Origin of the sequence: Moritella sp. 5 (assembly GCF_018219455.1) — a bacterium.
Classification (GTDB): domain Bacteria; phylum Pseudomonadota; class Gammaproteobacteria; order Enterobacterales; family Moritellaceae; genus Moritella.
This window is the reverse complement of sequence record NZ_CP056122.1, coordinates 1,893,990-1,911,492: the sequence shown is the minus strand read 5'-3', so window position 1 is coordinate 1,911,492 and position 17,503 is coordinate 1,893,990. Positions and strand designations below refer to the sequence as shown.

The window sequence follows — 17,503 nt, the reverse complement described above, 5'->3', positions numbered from 1 at the left end:
TCTAGAATAGGTTCAAATTCATCATATAAAACAAGTTAAATCAATGTACTAATCGACAATATCACGTTGATAAATGCTAAAAAACTAAGGATTTATAAGTAACACTAAGTAACATTAAGTAATGCGTAGCGAGTGTATGTAAGATCGATATGAACATATTATGAATGGGTAAACATGAGTAACAAAAAATAGACAAACCAAAGCTTGTTTAGGTCCCATTAGGACTTAATGACATTCCAATAAAGCGGATTATCATTCATGTAGCCTTAATATACACTGGCTACATGAAAATAAATCAAACGCCATTTAACAAAATCCCACTTGCCTTAGCCATGATGATCATTGCCACTGGACAAGTGGGTGTCAGTATTTATCTGCCTTCATTGCCATTGATAAGCCGTGATCTTGGTGTGCCCCAAGCCGACATACAGCAGCTTGTCACCCTATTTTTAGTCGGCTTCGGATTATCGCAGCTTTTCTATGGTCCGTTGTCAGACGCTATCGGTCGTCGCCCGGTATTTTTACTCGGTCAAGGTATCTATTTGGTCGGAACCTTAATCTGTGTGCTACTCCCCGACAGCTATACTGCACTGATTACAGGTCGCTTATTACAAGGTTTAGGTGCAGGTAGCGCATCTGTATTAAGCCGCAGTGTCCTCCGCGATAGTTACAGCGGTAGCCAACTCACGCAAGCGATGTCCTATATGTCCATAACAGCATCTATCCTGCCTATTTTGGCTCCTGTTGTCGGCGGCTGGGCCGCATGGCATTTTGGCTGGCAATCCGTGTTTATCTTTGTATTGCTTTATCTATCGGCCATTGTCACTTTAGGATACTTTGTCTTACCTGAAACGTTACCACATGCAGTGACAAAATTTAAAATAAGAAAAACACTACGTGGCTACTGGCATTTATCACAAAACTACCAAGTGATCTCATCAGCAAGCTATAACTGGGTCGGTTACTTATCAACGCTGGTATCCGTGTCACTGCTACCCTTCTTATTACAAGAAGGATTAAAACTTAGTCCCGCAGAGTACGGAGAAGTGATGATCATCCCATCTACAGGATTATTAATGGGCTGCTTGATCTTAAATAAACTAAATAAACGCTTCACTACCAATCAACTAATATACTTAGCATCGAGCATTATGATGATGGCTGGCTGTTGGTTAGTGTTTAATGAGATGTCGTTGCCTAACCTGATATTTGGTTTTACTTTACTATCCATAGCACAAGGGATCTGCTTTCCATTATCGATGAGCATGTTACTGGCACCACACAGTAAGCAAGTCGGGGCGGTATCTGCATTATCGGGATCGGTACAGATGTGTATTGCCGGGCTGCTCGGTGGTTTTTTAATCAAACATTTGATCAACAGTCAAACAAGTTTGGGGGTTTTCTATTTACTCACAGGTTTAACCATAGCGCTGATATTAACGCATAGCCGACATCGGCATTTAAACCAATCCTATTTACCCTTAAACTCGCATGACTCGAAATAAACTTTTAGTTGTATCTACACCGCTTTCTTGCTCAAATAACGTTAACGTAATTTATGTAATTAAAATAAGGCGATAATTCGCCTCAATTGAGCAAAATAACCTAGCCATGAAATATAACCGCGTTTTTATTAATAGCCTGACCTATGAACTGGCTCCTGAGATCATAACAAGTACAGCACTAGAACTCCGCTTAGCTCCTTTATATCAAAAGTTACGAATTCCTGTCGGTCAACTTGCCGCTCTCACTGGTATTACCCAACGTCGCTGGTGGCCAAAAGACTACATGTTATCTGACGGCGCGTTAATTGCCGCACAAAAGGCCCTTGATGAAACGGGCATCAATGTCAGCGATATCGGCGCGGTAGTATATACCGGTGTCTGCCGTGACCAACACGAACCAGCAACAGCATGCCGTATCGCCGCAAAACTGGGCGTATCTAATAACACCGCCATTTATGACATCAGTAATGCCTGTTTAGGGGCCTTGTCCGGCATGTTAGATATCGCCAACCGCATCGAATTGGGCCAGATAAAAGCGGGTTTAGTGGTTTCTTGTGAATCTGCACGTCATATTGTTGATGTGACTATCGATGATATGCTAGCCGATCCGACCATCAGAAATTACGCCACATCACTGGCGACCTTGACTGGCGGCTCTGGTGCCGTTGCTATATTACTTACCGATGGCAGCTTAAATTTAGCTGGGTCTCGAAATCACCAATTATTAGGGGCCACGCACTTATCTGCGCCAGAACATCACGATCTATGCCAGTGGGGATTGAAAGAAATCGATACTCAGTTATACCGTGAATATATGCGTACCGACGCAGTCAAATTACTCAAAGAAGGCGTCGCACTGGCGCAAGAAACCTGGCAGCAATTTTTAGAGCAACGCCAGTGGACCCCTGAAGATGTCAATAAAGTAATTTGTCATCAAGTCGGTGCAGCCAACCAAAAGAAAGTATTAGCCGCCTTAAATATTCCGGTTGAAAAAGAGTTTCCGACCTTCAAATACCTGGGAAACATGGGCACAGTATCACTGCCGGTGACCGCAGCGATGGCCGACGAAGAAGGCTTTTTGAAGAAAGGTGACAACGTGAGCTTCTTAGGAATAGGCAGTGGCTTAAATTGTATGATGCTTGGATTAAAATGGTAACCCTATGTTAGATAAATTATTCCCGTTTAAACGTAACTACCTTGATCGTAACGGTCAGCAATATCATTACCTCAATGAAGGAACCGGAGAGCCTGTCGTTATGGTTCACGGTAACCCGAGTTGGTCGTTTTATTATCGAAATCTAGTCTCGGCATTAAGCACCAATTATCAGTGTATTGTACCCGACCATATTGGTTGTGGTCTTTCTGATAAGCCCGATGATAACGATTACGACTATACCTTAACCAGCCGAATTGATGATCTGGAAGCATTACTTGAGCATCTGGATATTAAAGAAAACATCACCTTAGTCGTCCACGACTGGGGCGGCATGATAGGTATGGGTTATGCCGCGCGATATCCAGAGCGGATCAAACGCCTGGTGATCTTAAATACAGCGGCTTTTCATCTGCCTTTATCAAAAGCGTTTCCGCTACCATTATGGATCTGTCGCAGTACCTTTGTCGGCACGTTTTTAGTGCGCGGTTTTAATGCCTTTTCATCTATCGCTTCGATTGTTGGCGTTCGTCGCAAAGCAATGAGCCGAGATGTTCGCCGCGCTTATGTATCGCCTTTTAACTCTTGGCGTAACCGTATTTCCACCTTACGTTTTGTGCAGGACATTCCGCTAAAACCTGAAGATCGAAATTATCAGCTAGTCTCTGATATTAGCGATAGTCTGGCTAAGTTTTCGACTGTGCCAACCCTGATTTGCTGGGGATTAAAAGATTTTGTGTTTGATAAACACTTTTTAGCGCAATGGAAACAACGCATGCCGCACGCGCAAGTGAATGAATTTGATGACTGCGGTCATTATATTCTTGAAGACGCCAGTGATGAAGTTATCGGGCTAATTACTGACTTCATCACAGATAAGGGCTGAATTATATGGCAATCAGCGCAACCTCAGAGGCGATGAACTTCTGTCGCCATCTCTCCCACGCAGCATTCGCGACCCCCGACTCTCTCGCTGTCGCCGTGCAGCGTAGCAGTAGAGGTCAATTGGTTTATGACGAAATTAATTTATCGTCTCTTGATCAGCAAAGTGATGAACTCGCCTATGCGCTAAATGCTTATGGCATAAAACGAGGAATGAAAGCCGTATTAATGGTCACGCCAAGCATTGATTTCTTTGTCTTGACCTTTGCATTATTTAAAGCGGGTATCGTGCCGATCTTAGTTGATCCAGGAATGGGGATCCGTAATCTAAAACAATGTTTTAGTGAATCGGCTCCCGATGCTTTCATTGGTATTCCCAAAGCCCATATCGCACGTAAACTGTTTGGCTGGGGTAAAGACAGTGTCAGATGTAGCCTGACCGTCGGCGGCTGTGAAATACTGTCTCGCCTCACCGGACAAATGAGCTTACAGCGTTTATTAACTGAGTATCGTGCCAATTTAACCCCAAATAAACATCAAGATGAGCAGGTTAAGCCTTATCCTATCGCGCTATTTGATAACAGTGAATTGTGTGCCATATTATTCACCAGTGGCAGTACTGGCGTGCCTAAAGGCGTTGTTTACAGCCACCAAATGTTTGAAGGACAAATACAAGCGCTCCGCGATGATTACGGTATAAAGCCCGGAGAAAGAGATCTCAGTACCTTCCCGTTATTCTCGCTATTTGGTCCAGCGCTGGGCATGGCGTCAATTATTCCAGATATGGATGCCAGCAAACCGATAACCGCTAACCCGAACTTTATCTTTGCTGCCATTGAAAAATACCAGTGCACTAACCTGTTTGCTAATCCGGCATTAATCGAGATCCTTGGTCAAGCAGGCTGCAAACACGGTCAACCGCAGATATTAACCAGCTTGAAACGCGTGATATCTGCTGGAGCGCCAGCAACCTTATCGTCAATTTCACGCTTTACTCGCTTGCTTAAAACCGATGTAGAGGTATGGAATTCTTATGGTGCCACAGAGTCATTGCCCCTCACTAAGATTGGCAGTAAAGCACTGTTAACCATGCAAGACATTACCAATAATGGTGGCGGGATCTGCGTTGGCCAGCCAATCAAAGATGTTGAGATCGCCATTATTGCGATCAGCGAAGATGTCATTACAGATTGGGATAATGACTTAACCTTACCAACCCAACAAATTGGTGAGATCGTCGTGAAAGGACAAGTAGTCAGTCAGCGCTATTATCGCCGCGACGTTGCCACCCAACAAGCCAAGATTAAAGACCCAACGAGCACTGAATCACAGCCAGTGTTTCGACACCGCATGGGGGATCTTGGATATGTGGATGAACAAGGTCAGTTATGGATGTGTGGACGTAAAGCGCACAGCGTAGCCACGCCGAGTCAACGCTATTTTTCGATCCCTTGTGAGCGAATATTTAATACCCATGAGCAAGTGAAACGTACCGCACTGGTGGGGATCCAATACCAAGGTGAAACCATACCGTTACTGTGTGTCGAATTAGAAAATGATGCTGTCATCTCGACTGAACAGTTATTTAACGAACTTAACGCGATTGGCAATAAACATCAGCAAACATCCGCGATCAACGCGTTTTTAATTCACCCTGATTTTCCTGTCGATATTCGCCACAATGCCAAAATATTTCGTGAGAAATTAGCTCTTTGGGCACAAAAACAAGCACCTTATAATCGTTAACAGTATTCTAAAACAAGGTCTTAATATGACGAATTTCAGTTTACGTCCGCCCGCAGAACAACGTGCACTTACTGCATTATCTGCGACCACCAAACATGTATTTGTCACTGGTGCCGGTGGTTTTTTAGGGACCAGCATCTGCCGGGCATTATGTGCTGCCGGAATTAAAGTCACCGGGTTCGCCCGTGGCCATTATCCGCACTTATCAACGTTAGGTATCAACATGGTGCAAGGCGATATCAGCGATTTGTCGACGCTCACCGCGGCGATGAAGGACTGTGACTTGGTCTTTCATGTCGCATCGAAAGCAGGTGTATGGGGTTCGAAAGCTGATTATTATCGACCTAATGTGGAAGGTACTGCCAATATCATTCAGGCCTGTCAGTCACTGGCTATCGAGCGCTTAGTATATACCAGCACCCCAAGTGTGACATTTACGGGCGAAGACGAGGCAGGGATCAATGAATCGCAACCTTACGCCCAGTCATTCTTAAATTATTATGCGCAATCCAAAGCGCTTGCCGAGCAAATGGTACTGGCCGCTAATAGCGATAAATTAAAAACCCTTGCCTTAAGGCCACATTTAATTTGGGGACCCGGTGATCCGCACCTAGTGCCACGAGTCATTGCCAGAGCCAAACTCGGTCGATTAAAATTAGTCGGTAAAGAGGATAAACTGGTTGATACTATCTATATCGACAATGCCGCCTATGCCCATATTCTGGCGGCGCTAAGGCTCGCCGACCCTACGCCAAGTTGTGCTGGTAATAGCTACTTTGTCAGTAATGATCAACCTATCACGATGGCCAGCATGCTCAATAAAATACTCCATTGTGCTGATTTACCACCGGTGACGAAACGCGTACCAGCACTACTGGCCTACTTAGTCGGCACCGTACTGGAGAAGGTATACCAGTTACTTGGCAAGACCCAAGAACCAATGATGACGCGTTTTGTCGCGCGTCAATTATCAACCAGCCATTACTTTGATATCAGCGCGGCTAAAGCGGACCTTGGTTATCAGCCTCAGGTATCTATTGATGAAGGTATGCAGCGTCTAAGAGCCTCTTTATCAGGAGACATCAAAGTTTGATTACTTTTAAAGTTTCGTCTCTTTGAAAATAACCATTAAGATCCTTTGGAGAAGCACGGAGTCAGTCTAGTTTAGCTGGCTCGATTCTCCCATTCACGACGAATCATCCCATATTTAATCGAATCATAATACTCTCCTTGGTAGTAACGAACCTTACGTAAACAGGCTTCTTGTTGAAAGCCTAACTTCTCTGCGCAAGCCATCATCCGAGGATTTCCAGACCAAGTAGTTAAACCAACACGCTCAATGTCCAAAACAGCAAATAAGTAGCTGGTCCATTGTGGTAGCGCTCTATAAGCCAAACCTTTACCCCAAAAATTAGAGTCGTAGATTACAATCCCCATTTCTAGCCAGCGAGTAGACTCACATTCCCAGTAATAACTAACAGTCCCAACTGGCACGTCATTTACTGTAACTAATTGGATATCTGAACCATCGCATAAACGTGAGAAGGTATTTCTTGAAAACTCGTTCAATGATGGCGTTGAATATGGAAAATAAGGAGCATTAAACTTAGTCCACTCTTCATCGCAAGTTATCAAATAATAAATTGATTCCAATTCACTAGGCTTTGCCCTACGAATTTTCACTTCATCAAGTTCCTTCATAGTGTGCTTAAACCTTTTCTGAAAGTAATCGTACTTCACGTTGTGGAAAGGGGATGGTGATTCCGTTTTGTTTCAGTGCCTGAAACATCTTTAGGTTAACGCTGTATTTCACTTCAAAATAGTTTTTCGTTGGCACCCAGAAACGTATGCCCAAATTAATTGAACTATCGCCAAAGGCTTCAATGCCAATTTGCGCGGCAGGATCTTTGGCTACTGCATCTATGCTAGCCAGCACAGTACTTAAAGTGGCAATAGCCTGTTCAGGATCGTCGTTATAACTAATGCCGATGGAGGCTTCCACCAACATGTATTCAAAGGAATTATGCAGGATTTCACCAACGATATGCTTGTTGGGAATACTGATTTCATCACCCTCTTCATTCGTGAGGATCGTCATCCCAAGAGTGATCTCTTTAATCACGCCAATGACGCCCTGGATTTTGACGGTATGACCTACCACAAACGGACGGGTTAAAATAATAGTAACCCCCGCGGCATAGTTTGACAGCATACCTTGCAGGGCCAAACCAGCACCCAATGCCAACGCACCGACGGCAGCAATAAACGGCGCCACACTGATCCCGAGTTTGCCCAATGCAATCACTGCGACCATCACAATGACGAGCATGCGCACAGCATTGGAAATAAATCCGCTCAGGGTGACATCAACATCATGCTTTAGACATTGGGCAGCAATAAAGCGTTGAACTTTACCAGCCACCCACAAGCCGATGATGAAAATAATCATCGCACCAAAAGTCTGGAAACTGTATTGCACCACAAATTCAGTTATGATGGTATACACGTTCTGCAGTTGTTCTAGCTCTTCTTGTAACGCGATCTCGTCCATATTGTTGTCCTTTAATCCTTTAAATTCCCTGAATAATGATATTGCTTGCCAATGCTCATTGACGTTCGATCGGTTACGGTTACGTTTATGTCTTGCCTGTTTATCTCATCACAGCGATGACACGGAACTCTGTATATAAGATTAGGTTATCGATAACAAAAGAGGTTATTTTCCGCTGACATAAGCTTGATATTTAGATAGTGAGCGTGACGTCGTCACACTCACTATTGAACATAATAAAGAACCCCTAGAATTAGAAGCCTTAAATATTATATTTTGAATGAACCTACATGAAGATCTAAAGTTTGAGCAAGCTGCTCCAGAGTTTTACTAGACGCTTCTAGCTCTTGGCTAGCGATCAAGCCTTCTTGAACAGAGTTATTGACCGAATCCATATTCATATTGATTTCATTTGCTACACAAGATTGCTCTTCGGTAGCAGTTGCGACTTGGGTATTCATATCAAGGATAGTAATGACTTGCACTGATATGTTTTCGAGAACTTCCAGAGCTTGAGCTGTGGTTCTTGTACCCTCTTCTGTTAAAGATCGACTACTTTCCATCGCCTCTACCGCATTTTGGGCCTCATGCTGCAACTGATTAATCATACTTTGAATTTCATCGGTTGACTGTGCAGTTTTAGTAGCAAGATTTCTGACTTCATCTGCGACGACAGCAAAACCTCGGCCAGCCTCACCCGCTCTGGCAGCTTCAATTGCGGCGTTGAGAGCAAGAAGATTAGTCTGTTCTGAAACACCTCTGATCACGTCGAGTATAGACCCGATTGACTGTGTTCTTCCCGCTAATGCTGTGATAACCGATGACATGTTACTCATTTCACCACCAAGGCTATTGATGGTATTAGATGAGTCTTGTAATGTTTTACGCCCAGCTTGAGTTTCGCTATTTGCACCATCAGCCGAATTTGCAGCACCCGCAGCATTTTGCGATATCTCATTAATAGTCGCGATCATTTCATTTATTGAAGTTGCGACTAATAACGTTCGCTCGCTTTGTGCTTCACCTCTTGATAACCCAAGCTGAGATTGACTGCGAAGTTCTGTCGCTGAACGACCTATACCTAACCCCGTATCTACGACTTTGGAAATTATTTCATTAATATTACCCACAAAGATATTGAATGCTTTAGAAATATGGGCTATTTCATCCGTTCCTTGCACAGGTAATCTAACGGTAAGGTCTCCATCGCCTTTTGATATATCGTCTAATGCCTGTTGCAAGCCAGCAAGCGGTTTGAAAAATCGACCCAGTAGCCACATCAACACGAAAGCACATATCAGGAAGATAGCAATAATTGCGATTAACTGAGTGATTACAATATCTGCTACAGCATCATCGACTTCTGAAATTGGGATACCAATATCAAAAGCACCCAATAACTCACCATTCTTATCATAAACGGGGACCATTATGTCGTACACCCACATGTCTTGCACATCCGCATACCATTTAGAGTATTTTTGCTTGCCTTTCCCTGCAGCTTCTACAGTGTAGCTATCTTTATAGATCTTATTTAACTTGCTTATATCACTATGTGCAACGGCTTGGATGTTTCGGTCTATGAAAATCGCGTAGCTAATATCTGAACGTTCTGAAAGTGACAGTACTAACTCTTGTAAATCAACCAATGGCTGGGAAGACTTTTGTAATACATACTCAACGTTTTTAGCAATGACTTCAGCCTTTACTTGGGATTTTTTTAATATAATGCCATCAATTTTTTGATTAGATATATAAGCAGTAGAGGTGATACTTGTTATGCCTGCGATCGCAAACATAACGAATACCGTTATTAATATTAGATTTTTCATACACGACATCCTTGGTGTTATCATTCAGTTACAGTAATTAAATACCATATATTCATTCCACTTGTTATCATCTAGAATCAACAGGCTACAATAACTAAAATATTCTACCCCCGCTTTTAAATCAGAGCATAGATTGAAAAATCAGAATACCATGATGCCATGTTACAGGACATTGAAACTTGTTAATTTAAGGTGAGGTTTACCGCTATTTAATCTACTTTTTACAATTGTAATGGCTCATTCGAGGCTTTCTTTATCTAGAGAGAAAATCGTCGATATACGGCTTATTGAACGTGAAGATGCTAATGCGCAGGTCATGGTTATTCAGGAAAAAAGTCCTCTCTAACGCTTATTCTACCCCTTTAGAATCAATTTTAACCCGTAATTCTGGATGGACCATTTTACACTGTCTTAGTGAATCCCCCTTTCGCGTTGATTCTAATGGAAATACTTATTTCTAATATTTTTGTAATATGCGATACAAGTCACCATAAAATGGAGAGCACCTTGAATAATATTTAATCTAATCAAGGCTGGATCACAATTTAACTCGTGATAAGGTTACCGAGTGCTGTTGTGATATGGGAACGAAACACCTGCACAACCAAGAAAGGCAATGAGCATGACAAAATGCATCTGTAATTTTTCGCTTTTACCTATCATAAATCGCTCATTCCTTGACTAAATTTGATAAGAAGTCGAGCCACATAACGCCTGTCGGATTACATGGCCTTGTTAAGTGATTGCACGCTGAAGTTCCCGCATATTCCTGATGGTGTGCAAACATGAAATTGCACTATGTATATTGTTTGGATCATACAATATTGGGCGCATACCTGCTGCCTTAGCTGCTGATATACCTACCGGACTATCTTCAACAACGGCACATTCATTAGGTTGGAAACCCATTTCTTTTGCTGCGTGTAAAAATATACCAGGATCAGGTTTCCAAGAGTCGACTACATACGAACTATAGATTTTTCCATTAAAGTGCTCGGTCAGTCCAGTAATGGACAACGCTTTTTTAATTTTATCAAGTGGACCACTAGATGCGACACATTTAGGCAGTAAGATTTCGTTTAATGCTTTGTCCACACCTTCGCACGGTCTTAATTCTTTTTCAAAGAGCTCATCAACAAGTATTCGATAGGAGGTTACGAAATTATCTTTTAAATTAATTTGGTGTTCTGATTCTATATCCTGAAGGATTGCAGCTAATTTACCACCACGATACTTTTCCATCATCTCTGTAGCAGAGGAATCTATACCGTAATTTTCTAGCATCATTTCAAGGCCAAGATTACAAAGGTACTCACTGTCAACTAATGTTCCATCGCAGTCGAAAATTATACACTTAATCATATTATCCACTTAACAGATTATATAAACGGAACCAAATATACTATTAATTACAAATAGATAACTGAATCGACATAAGTATATTGTAAATGGGTTACGGCTTTATTTCTACCCATGTATCAGCAGCACCATCAACACACCTAGTTTTAAGTGAACAAATAATATTTGGGTTAACTAAACGAAAATTAACAGCCATTCTATTTTTATTGCCAATTTTTGTTGGTGTGTAATGAGTTAAACAACCACAATTATTACAGTGATGGAATTCAAGTGTTTTGTAACCCCAGCAATATGAAGATATAACATCTTTTGCAGCGTTAATCGTAACTTCTGTAGGTGAAAAATACGCCCAGAGTGATGCATATTTACTACAAACGGAACAATTACAACTGGTGACTGTTTCTGTTGTGGCTGGAACAGCTATTTTGATATTGCCACAATGGCAGCTTACCTCAATCATTTAGTGAAACTCCTTGATGTTAAACACCCAAATAGGTGTCGATTGCGTGATACCCGTCTATATCTTCAAATGTTTTACCAACAACATCCCAGTAATCGTTATATGAAGGAACAACCTTACATTTTTCATCAATCATCTGTTTGTAGCTTTCCTCCGTGTCGTAGCTTTAAGCGTGAAGAGAAACCTAATCCACCATATCTGTTTAATCGCTTGTTAGTCATTCACAATTACAACTACAACTACAACTACAACTACAACTACAACTACACAACTGATTTTATTGGGATTTAACTTTATAGCAAGAAAAATAAAACTGTTTTATGACAAAGTGTGACAACACGGAGATAGATAAGCTACCTAACAAAGCTAGGTGTCTGGAATAATCATTGGTGGGAGTTAGTTCGCTAGATTTTATGTAGCGAACCATTATCTTATTTAGAGTGACAGAGCAATTAACGCTGCTCTAAAGGATATGAGCGATAGCTCCACATACCATATACGCGTAAAGCATCACGGTAAATACCTAACAATTCACCATCACTTGGTACTTTAAGCTCTTCTAATGGTCTGTCATTCGCAGCATAAGTGTCAAAGGAGACACCTTTAGGACCAGTCTGCCAGCTTGCTACTTCAAATAATGTTTGTCCGCGGCGAACATGACTTGCAGAACTGATAATCGTTGCATGATCAATATTATGACGAGCCAAAGCGTAGCTGCTATACAGTGCATTTTCTACCGTACTTCTCGCGTAGTTATCTTCTATAATACGAGATGAATCAATACCGTGTTTCACTAACCAATCAGCCATTAGTTTACCTTCGGTTTTGTGGTTTTTAGGCACGCCACCAGTAACCACAATATAGGACTCAGGGTTCTTTTTCGCCATAGTCAAGGTTGCGTTAAGTCGGTCAATTAAAATTGGGTTCATGCTACCATCTGGATTTAACGCATAACCTAACGTAATGATCGCGTTATTGCCTTTGCCTGATTTTTTGATTTTATTGCTTAGTGGCGTTTCGACAATGCGGTCAATGGTAGATATGATTTTCTTCAAGTCCGCTACGCGTCCTTTATTCAGTCCTTCTAATGCGTTTAGATGGCGAGAAACTTCACTTTTGTTGCCTTTAAAGTTCTGCCAAATAACTAAATAAGAGTGTGCATCTACGTCATCTGGAGCCACGCTTAAGATTTGGGTGAATAGTTCAATCGCTCGGTCTACATTCTTGTTATAGATCTGAGCATTCGCTGCAGAAAATAGCAAATCGATTCGGTAAGGTTCTAATTGATAAGCATCAAGCAAGTTATTGGTGATGATTTCCATATTGCTTGGCATTTTTGCCGTAAAACCAGCATGAGATATACGAGCTGGATTTTTGAAGGCTTGATAAGCATCGTTAAGTAGTTGATCGACTACTTGACGTTGGGATGTCATTTCCGTGTAATTAGCTCGCGGCTGAATAACATCTGACGCTGCAACAGTTTGCGCTGAATAAATAGAACTTGAAAGAATAAGTGCAAGGGTAAGTGTAGATAATTTGCTTTTCATGATTGTACCGAATGTATAAACAGGTGTCTTATCCTACAGTGATAAAGCTTTGGTATAAACCCAAAGAGTTTCTCCGATTAAGAAATAACCTTAATAGCCGCTATAACAGAAGTATGACGATGAATTATATTTGTATTTTTCAATTAACTCTATAACATACATGTAAAATGTTACTTATGTGAGTATACAAACTCAGCGAACTTGTAACCATACAATTTATAGGAAAAATTTATGCGCTCACTATTTTTACGAATGCGTTTTATTCACTGGCTGGGTGCTGTTGCACTGTTTATTAACGCGCTATTTTTAACTGATAATCTAACTGCACAGATCATTCAATATGTCGTTATAGTATTTTTAATCCTCCACGACATCGATGAAAAATACTGGGGAGTAGACTCATTAGAAAATGTCACTGGATACATGAAATCTTTTGAGAAAAAAGATCTTTCAATCCCTTGCGACTTAGATAGCCGCTACAACAGTGAGATTGGTAACGTGCTAGATGTAATCAACGCCTTCCGAATAAATGTGAAAGATGCGTTGGTCGATATTCAAGATCAAGCGAATACCTCGGATGATATTGCAGAGCTCCTTAAACTAAAAGCGCAAAATATCTCTTCACGCATTCAAGAACAGGATAATCATGTTGGTTATCTGACGGATAGAATCGACACTTTGGACAGTACTTCTGTTGCGCTACAAGAAAAAGCAGAAGAAACGCGTCTGCAAGTAGAACGAACCCACGCAGGACTAATTATATCCAATAATAATATGGGGTCGATGTCCAAAGGACTCAAATCATACATCAAAAGTAACGACGAGCTACACGGTAAATTCAACCTGCTTTCAGAGCAAACGAAGTCTATTGAGAATGTGGTATCCGTGATACATAATCTAGCCGATCAAACAAATTTACTCGCATTAAATGCAGCTATTGAAGCAGCTCGAGCAGGTGAACATGGCCGAGGCTTTGCAGTAGTCGCTGATGAAGTCAGAAACTTAGCTATATCGACTCAACAAAGTCTGGTTCAAATTAACCAAATCATCGCAAATATTTCTGCCGCCGTAGTCGATGCTGGTGAGCAAATGAAAATACAGTCATTAGCCATCACTTCACTATCGGAACACACAGCTTCGAGCCAATCAGAATTGGAGGTCGCTTGTAGTAATATAGATGGGATTTTGTCATTAATCGGCGAAAATGAAACTAAAGATAATGTTGATATTCAATATATTAATCGCTTAGTGAGAGATGTTGCAGGCGAAATTGAAAAACTTAAAAACCTCTCGGGTTCCAATGCTCATGACAGTAGCGAATTGGAACAACAAGGCCATCGTCTAAGTGAGGCTACAGCACAAATTGTAGTACAACTTGGCAGTTTTAAAACTCGCTAACGCTAGCAGCCTAGAGTAAGCTCTAATAGAGAGGCCACATGAGAATGACTCGTTTCACCGATTATAGCTTACGCACCTTGCCAAATGCGGTTATGTGTAATTTTCCAGTAACTCGAATACGCTATTAGGTTAAATTACTGCTTTTCCATAATACCGCGCCTTTGCCTGTCTGAGCTAAGATGTCTTGCGGATTTCTTAGTTTACACTTATTGATAGATAGGCAACCACAACCTATGCATTCATCAAGGTCATCTCTCAACGTTTGTAAACGGTTAATACGTTCGTCTAACTGTAACTTCCACACATTTGCCATCGCTCTCCACTCTTCTTCTGTGGGGGCTTTTTCTTTGGATAACTGAGAAAGCATTATTGTCACTTCTTGTAAAGACACACCCAACTTTTGAGCCATTTTAATCACAGAGATTCGCCTTAACACACTGCGGTCATAGCGGCGCTGATTTCCAGCATTACGCCAACTTTGAATAAGCCCTTTCGTCTCATAAAAGTGCAAGGTTGATACCTTAACACCAGCCCTTGCGGCGACTTGCCCAACACTCATTTCCATCTGATTTCCCTATCTAATTTTGTATTTAAGTTTATGAAAATAGGACTTTACCTCAACATAGGTTGAGGTATTAGACTAGCACTAATATAAATAAAAAGCATGGAGCATAAAATGAAAAATAGAACTATTCCCTATCTATTCGCGCGATTTTTTGATGGTATTTCATCTGGAATGTTTATGATGGCGTTACCATGGATCATGCTTTCAGAAGAAGGTATGGGGTTGTTTGTGGCGATTACGGCATTGGTTTGTACCTCTTTATCATTTGTTTTTACACCATTTTTTGCCACTTTGATAGATCGCCATTCTAGAAAGAAAGTGTTGGTCGTCATGCAGTTAATACAATCAAGTACCGCATTGATGGTGTTCATTGCTTATTACAACGGTATTCAGTCTCACTGGCTTTTGGCTTTTGCTCAGTTAATATTTTGGTTAAGTAATGATTTAGCTTGGAGTTGTAATAATGCTTTCACACAAGAAAACTATCGCCAGGATGAATACGCGAAAATATCCAGTTATCAAGAAATCGTTATGCAAGTCACAACACTTGGTGCTGGCGCATTAGGGATTATTTTACTTGAATACTGGTCAATGCTTGAGTTTTCATTTTTGGCTACATTTGCTTCACTCCTGTCTGGATTATGCTATATAGCGATCCCTTACAAGCGCCAATTCAGTCCATCCTTAAAAGAGGCATTCTTTAAGCAACTTGTCGCAAGCAAAAGCATATTTTCTAAACAAAAACACTTTTATGCATTTTTGGCATTATCTTGCTTATCTTATCCAGTATTGACCTTTCTGGTAAAACTTGTCCCTATATATTTCGCAGAACAAGGCATCAGTGGTAGTTGGTTTGCGGCATGGGAAATGAGCTATGGCTTAGGTGCGTTACTAAGTGGATTGCTGATTGCTCGCCTTTTAAGGCGTTATGAGCATGAAAATGCAATGATAGTTTCAATTCTAGTGATGGCGATCTTACTTCTTTTGATGGGATCTTACCTTTCCCCTACTTTGATTATATTACTTACTATTGGCCTTGGTTTTTTCAATTCATATAATCGTATTGCAAGAACCAATAAGATGCATCATGTCATTGCGATGGAAGAAAGAGGACGCGTTGAAGGTGGATTAAAACTGTTCTCTACACTAGCACAAAGTTTGAGTTACGTCGTTATTGCGCTGTTAAGTTACTTACAACTCACAGCCTTAGGTTTCATTATTATCGGGATAGTATTGCTGATCGCAGGGCTGATAATGCTGCACTTAAAACAGCGTTCAAATATTAAGACATTTTTGAATCAAGCTGAAATTATCGGTCACTAGTCTATTGATAGAAACTATACGACCGTCGTTGCTTGCTGTATTAAAATTTAACGAATATTTAAGTACCACTACTGGACAGTAGTGGTACTTAATAGTGGCAGAGCTACCCTTGTTAATCGGCCGAGTATTACAGTTGCCCAGCAAACAATTCAAACACGGGGATTTCATTATCGTCCAGCATGCCCATGGCTTCGGGATAGCCCACCACATGCTGGTATATACCTTGTGCCAAATAGTTATACAACAAAGGCTTAAATCGACCTTGTATAGGCTCAGCGTCAGCCTCAATTTGTTGATAGCCTTTATGCCACGACAAGGCTAGCATAGCCGAGATCATGCTAATCACAAGCGGCCCTGGCAGCAGAAAATGGGACTTGTATAACAAGAACAACTTGCGCAGAGACTTTTGATTCCAGGCATGGGGGGCTACATCTAAGGAGTTAGCTACACGAATACACTCGCCCTCTGCAAAGCGCTGATCGGAATACGTGGCGAAGTCTTTATTACCTGCGGAAGGGCCCGCAAAAGCAACCGTCGATATTTTTGCGCTCTCAGGCAATTTTTCGCCCTGGATATCCTTCAGCCACAAAGCCAGTGTCGGCGCTAAAGCACCACCCAGACTGTGCCCCGTCACGCAGATATCAACGGCGTCTTTACCCTCAATGTCGCCCTGCAAAAATGCTAATAAGCTCTTACCCTCTCCTGGTACGCCGGGTTCCGCAATCATTTCCTGTAACTTGGTTATGCCAATTTCAGTGCTCTTCGAGATTTTTGGTTTCAACTTAGCTGCAGGTTTTCCGTACTGCCACGGCACCATGCTAGCCACTTGAAAATCTTCTATTAACCAGTCTTTCAGTCCCACGGGATTAGTGCCGCGTATGCCTATAACATAACGTGACGGATCTTTAATATTGCGCACCAGGTACATTAAGTTGTCATCAAACAAGGCAAGGTCGAAGATAAATACTCCCGGCCCCCAGACCAACTCCCATTCATCTTTAACAGGTGCCCAGCTGGTTAAGGCATGCTTAATATCTTTCTCAATTGTTTGAGCATTACACTTATCGGGACCAATTACATCAAATCCATAGTAAGACATATAAGCAAAGGCCAACATGGTTTGGCTTTTTGAATAACTCATGATCTATTTCCTTTTCATTAGGCACGGTAAACCCGCCATCA

The 17,503-nt window shown here is 41.5% G+C and carries 16 protein-coding genes; 7 read left to right on the top strand and 9 right to left on the bottom strand.

What is annotated here, in order from left to right; all coding sequences use genetic code 11:
* Nucleotides 1-284: 284 nt before the first annotated feature.
* The 5 genes from HWV01_RS08550 (at nucleotide 285) to oleD (ending at nucleotide 6,379) form a co-directional block, all read left to right on the top strand.
* Entirely contained in the window at nucleotides 285-1,505 is a 1,221-nt protein-coding gene (locus tag HWV01_RS08550) for a multidrug effflux MFS transporter (RefSeq protein ID WP_211674974.1), read from the top strand.
* Nucleotides 1,506-1,611: 106 nt separating this feature from the next.
* On the top strand, nucleotides 1,612-2,661 hold the full coding sequence (locus tag HWV01_RS08545) for a 3-oxoacyl-ACP synthase III (protein ID WP_211674973.1): 1,050 nt from the start codon (nucleotides 1,612-1,614) through the stop codon (nucleotides 2,659-2,661).
* A gap of 4 nt (nucleotides 2,662-2,665) precedes the next feature.
* Entirely contained in the window at nucleotides 2,666-3,544 is an 879-nt protein-coding gene (locus tag HWV01_RS08540) for an alpha/beta fold hydrolase (protein WP_211674972.1), read from the top strand.
* Between the two features lie 5 nt (nucleotides 3,545-3,549).
* Complete coding sequence (gene oleC, locus HWV01_RS08535) at nucleotides 3,550-5,286, top strand: olefin beta-lactone synthetase (protein WP_211674971.1); 1,737 nt, start codon at nucleotides 3,550-3,552, stop codon at nucleotides 5,284-5,286.
* A gap of 25 nt (nucleotides 5,287-5,311) precedes the next feature.
* On the top strand, nucleotides 5,312-6,379 hold the full coding sequence (oleD, locus tag HWV01_RS08530; RefSeq protein WP_211674970.1) for a 2-alkyl-3-oxoalkanoate reductase: 1,068 nt from the start codon (nucleotides 5,312-5,314) through the stop codon (nucleotides 6,377-6,379).
* 71 nt (nucleotides 6,380-6,450) lie between these two features.
* On the opposite strand, the gene HWV01_RS08525 is transcribed toward oleD, so the two are convergent.
* From HWV01_RS08525 to HWV01_RS08500, 7 genes are all read right to left on the bottom strand, one after another.
* On the bottom strand, nucleotides 6,451-6,969 hold the full coding sequence (locus HWV01_RS08525) for a GNAT family N-acetyltransferase (RefSeq protein ID WP_249185487.1): 519 nt from the start codon (nucleotides 6,967-6,969) through the stop codon (nucleotides 6,451-6,453).
* A gap of 25 nt (nucleotides 6,970-6,994) precedes the next feature.
* A complete protein-coding gene (locus tag HWV01_RS08520; protein WP_211674968.1) occupies nucleotides 6,995-7,837 on the bottom strand; it encodes a mechanosensitive ion channel family protein in 843 nt (280 codons plus the stop codon).
* Between the two features lie 269 nt (nucleotides 7,838-8,106).
* Nucleotides 8,107-9,669 (bottom strand): methyl-accepting chemotaxis protein, encoded by a 1,563-nt coding sequence (locus HWV01_RS08515; RefSeq protein ID WP_211674967.1) that lies wholly within the window; start codon nucleotides 9,667-9,669, stop codon nucleotides 8,107-8,109.
* Between the two features lie 735 nt (nucleotides 9,670-10,404).
* Entirely contained in the window at nucleotides 10,405-11,031 is a 627-nt protein-coding gene (locus tag HWV01_RS08510; RefSeq protein WP_211674966.1) for an HAD-IA family hydrolase, read from the bottom strand.
* A gap of 91 nt (nucleotides 11,032-11,122) precedes the next feature.
* Nucleotides 11,123-11,488, bottom strand: a complete 366-nt coding sequence (locus HWV01_RS08505; RefSeq protein ID WP_211674965.1) for a GFA family protein — start codon at nucleotides 11,486-11,488, stop codon at nucleotides 11,123-11,125.
* 19 nt (nucleotides 11,489-11,507) lie between these two features.
* A complete protein-coding gene (locus HWV01_RS22475; RefSeq protein ID WP_371816351.1) occupies nucleotides 11,508-11,624 on the bottom strand; it encodes a hypothetical protein in 117 nt (38 codons plus the stop codon).
* Between the two features lie 316 nt (nucleotides 11,625-11,940).
* A complete protein-coding gene (locus tag HWV01_RS08500; protein ID WP_211674964.1) occupies nucleotides 11,941-13,035 on the bottom strand; it encodes a YdcF family protein in 1,095 nt (364 codons plus the stop codon).
* A 231-nt stretch (nucleotides 13,036-13,266) separates the two neighbouring features.
* On the opposite strand from HWV01_RS08500, the gene HWV01_RS08495 reads away from it, so the two are divergent.
* On the top strand, nucleotides 13,267-14,433 hold the full coding sequence (locus tag HWV01_RS08495) for a methyl-accepting chemotaxis protein (protein ID WP_249185486.1): 1,167 nt from the start codon (nucleotides 13,267-13,269) through the stop codon (nucleotides 14,431-14,433).
* 124 nt (nucleotides 14,434-14,557) lie between these two features.
* Here the strand turns inward: HWV01_RS08495 and soxR are convergent, their stop codons facing one another.
* Complete coding sequence (soxR, locus tag HWV01_RS08490) at nucleotides 14,558-14,998, bottom strand: redox-sensitive transcriptional activator SoxR (RefSeq protein WP_211674963.1); 441 nt, start codon at nucleotides 14,996-14,998, stop codon at nucleotides 14,558-14,560.
* 111 nt (nucleotides 14,999-15,109) lie between these two features.
* Between soxR and HWV01_RS08485 the strand changes: the two genes are divergently transcribed.
* Nucleotides 15,110-16,321, top strand: coding sequence for an MFS transporter (locus tag HWV01_RS08485; RefSeq protein ID WP_211674962.1), 1,212 nt, complete (start codon nucleotides 15,110-15,112; stop codon nucleotides 16,319-16,321).
* Nucleotides 16,322-16,448: 127 nt separating this feature from the next.
* Here the strand turns inward: HWV01_RS08485 and HWV01_RS08480 are convergent, their stop codons facing one another.
* Complete coding sequence (locus HWV01_RS08480) at nucleotides 16,449-17,462, bottom strand: hypothetical protein (RefSeq protein ID WP_211674961.1); 1,014 nt, start codon at nucleotides 17,460-17,462, stop codon at nucleotides 16,449-16,451.
* Between the last annotated feature and the right edge of the window lie 41 nt (nucleotides 17,463-17,503).

Bases quoted from the DNA above. Each gene is read 5' to 3' on its own strand.
- HWV01_RS08550 (WP_211674974.1), top strand. From the start codon at position 285: ATGAAAATAAATCAAACGCCATTTAACAAAATCCCACTTGCCTTAGCC.
- HWV01_RS08545 (WP_211674973.1), top strand. From the start codon at position 1,612: ATGAAATATAACCGCGTTTTTATTAATAGCCTGACCTATGAACTGGCT.
- HWV01_RS08540 (WP_211674972.1), top strand. From the start codon at position 2,666: ATGTTAGATAAATTATTCCCGTTTAAACGTAACTACCTTGATCGTAAC.
- oleC (WP_211674971.1), top strand. From the start codon at position 3,550: ATGGCAATCAGCGCAACCTCAGAGGCGATGAACTTCTGTCGCCATCTC.
- oleD (WP_211674970.1), top strand. From the start codon at position 5,312: ATGACGAATTTCAGTTTACGTCCGCCCGCAGAACAACGTGCACTTACT.
- HWV01_RS08520 (WP_211674968.1), bottom strand. From the start codon at position 7,837: ATGGACGAGATCGCGTTACAAGAAGAGCTAGAACAACTGCAGAACGTG.
- HWV01_RS08515 (WP_211674967.1), bottom strand. From the start codon at position 9,669: ATGAAAAATCTAATATTAATAACGGTATTCGTTATGTTTGCGATCGCA.
- HWV01_RS08510 (WP_211674966.1), bottom strand. From the start codon at position 11,031: ATGATTAAGTGTATAATTTTCGACTGCGATGGAACATTAGTTGACAGT.
- HWV01_RS08505 (WP_211674965.1), bottom strand. From the start codon at position 11,488: ATGATTGAGGTAAGCTGCCATTGTGGCAATATCAAAATAGCTGTTCCA.
- HWV01_RS22475 (WP_371816351.1), bottom strand. From the start codon at position 11,624: ATGATTGATGAAAAATGTAAGGTTGTTCCTTCATATAACGATTACTGG.
- HWV01_RS08500 (WP_211674964.1), bottom strand. From the start codon at position 13,035: ATGAAAAGCAAATTATCTACACTTACCCTTGCACTTATTCTTTCAAGT.
- HWV01_RS08495 (WP_249185486.1), top strand. From the start codon at position 13,267: ATGCGCTCACTATTTTTACGAATGCGTTTTATTCACTGGCTGGGTGCT.
- soxR (WP_211674963.1), bottom strand. From the start codon at position 14,998: ATGGAAATGAGTGTTGGGCAAGTCGCCGCAAGGGCTGGTGTTAAGGTA.
- HWV01_RS08485 (WP_211674962.1), top strand. From the start codon at position 15,110: ATGAAAAATAGAACTATTCCCTATCTATTCGCGCGATTTTTTGATGGT.
- HWV01_RS08480 (WP_211674961.1), bottom strand. From the start codon at position 17,462: ATGAGTTATTCAAAAAGCCAAACCATGTTGGCCTTTGCTTATATGTCT.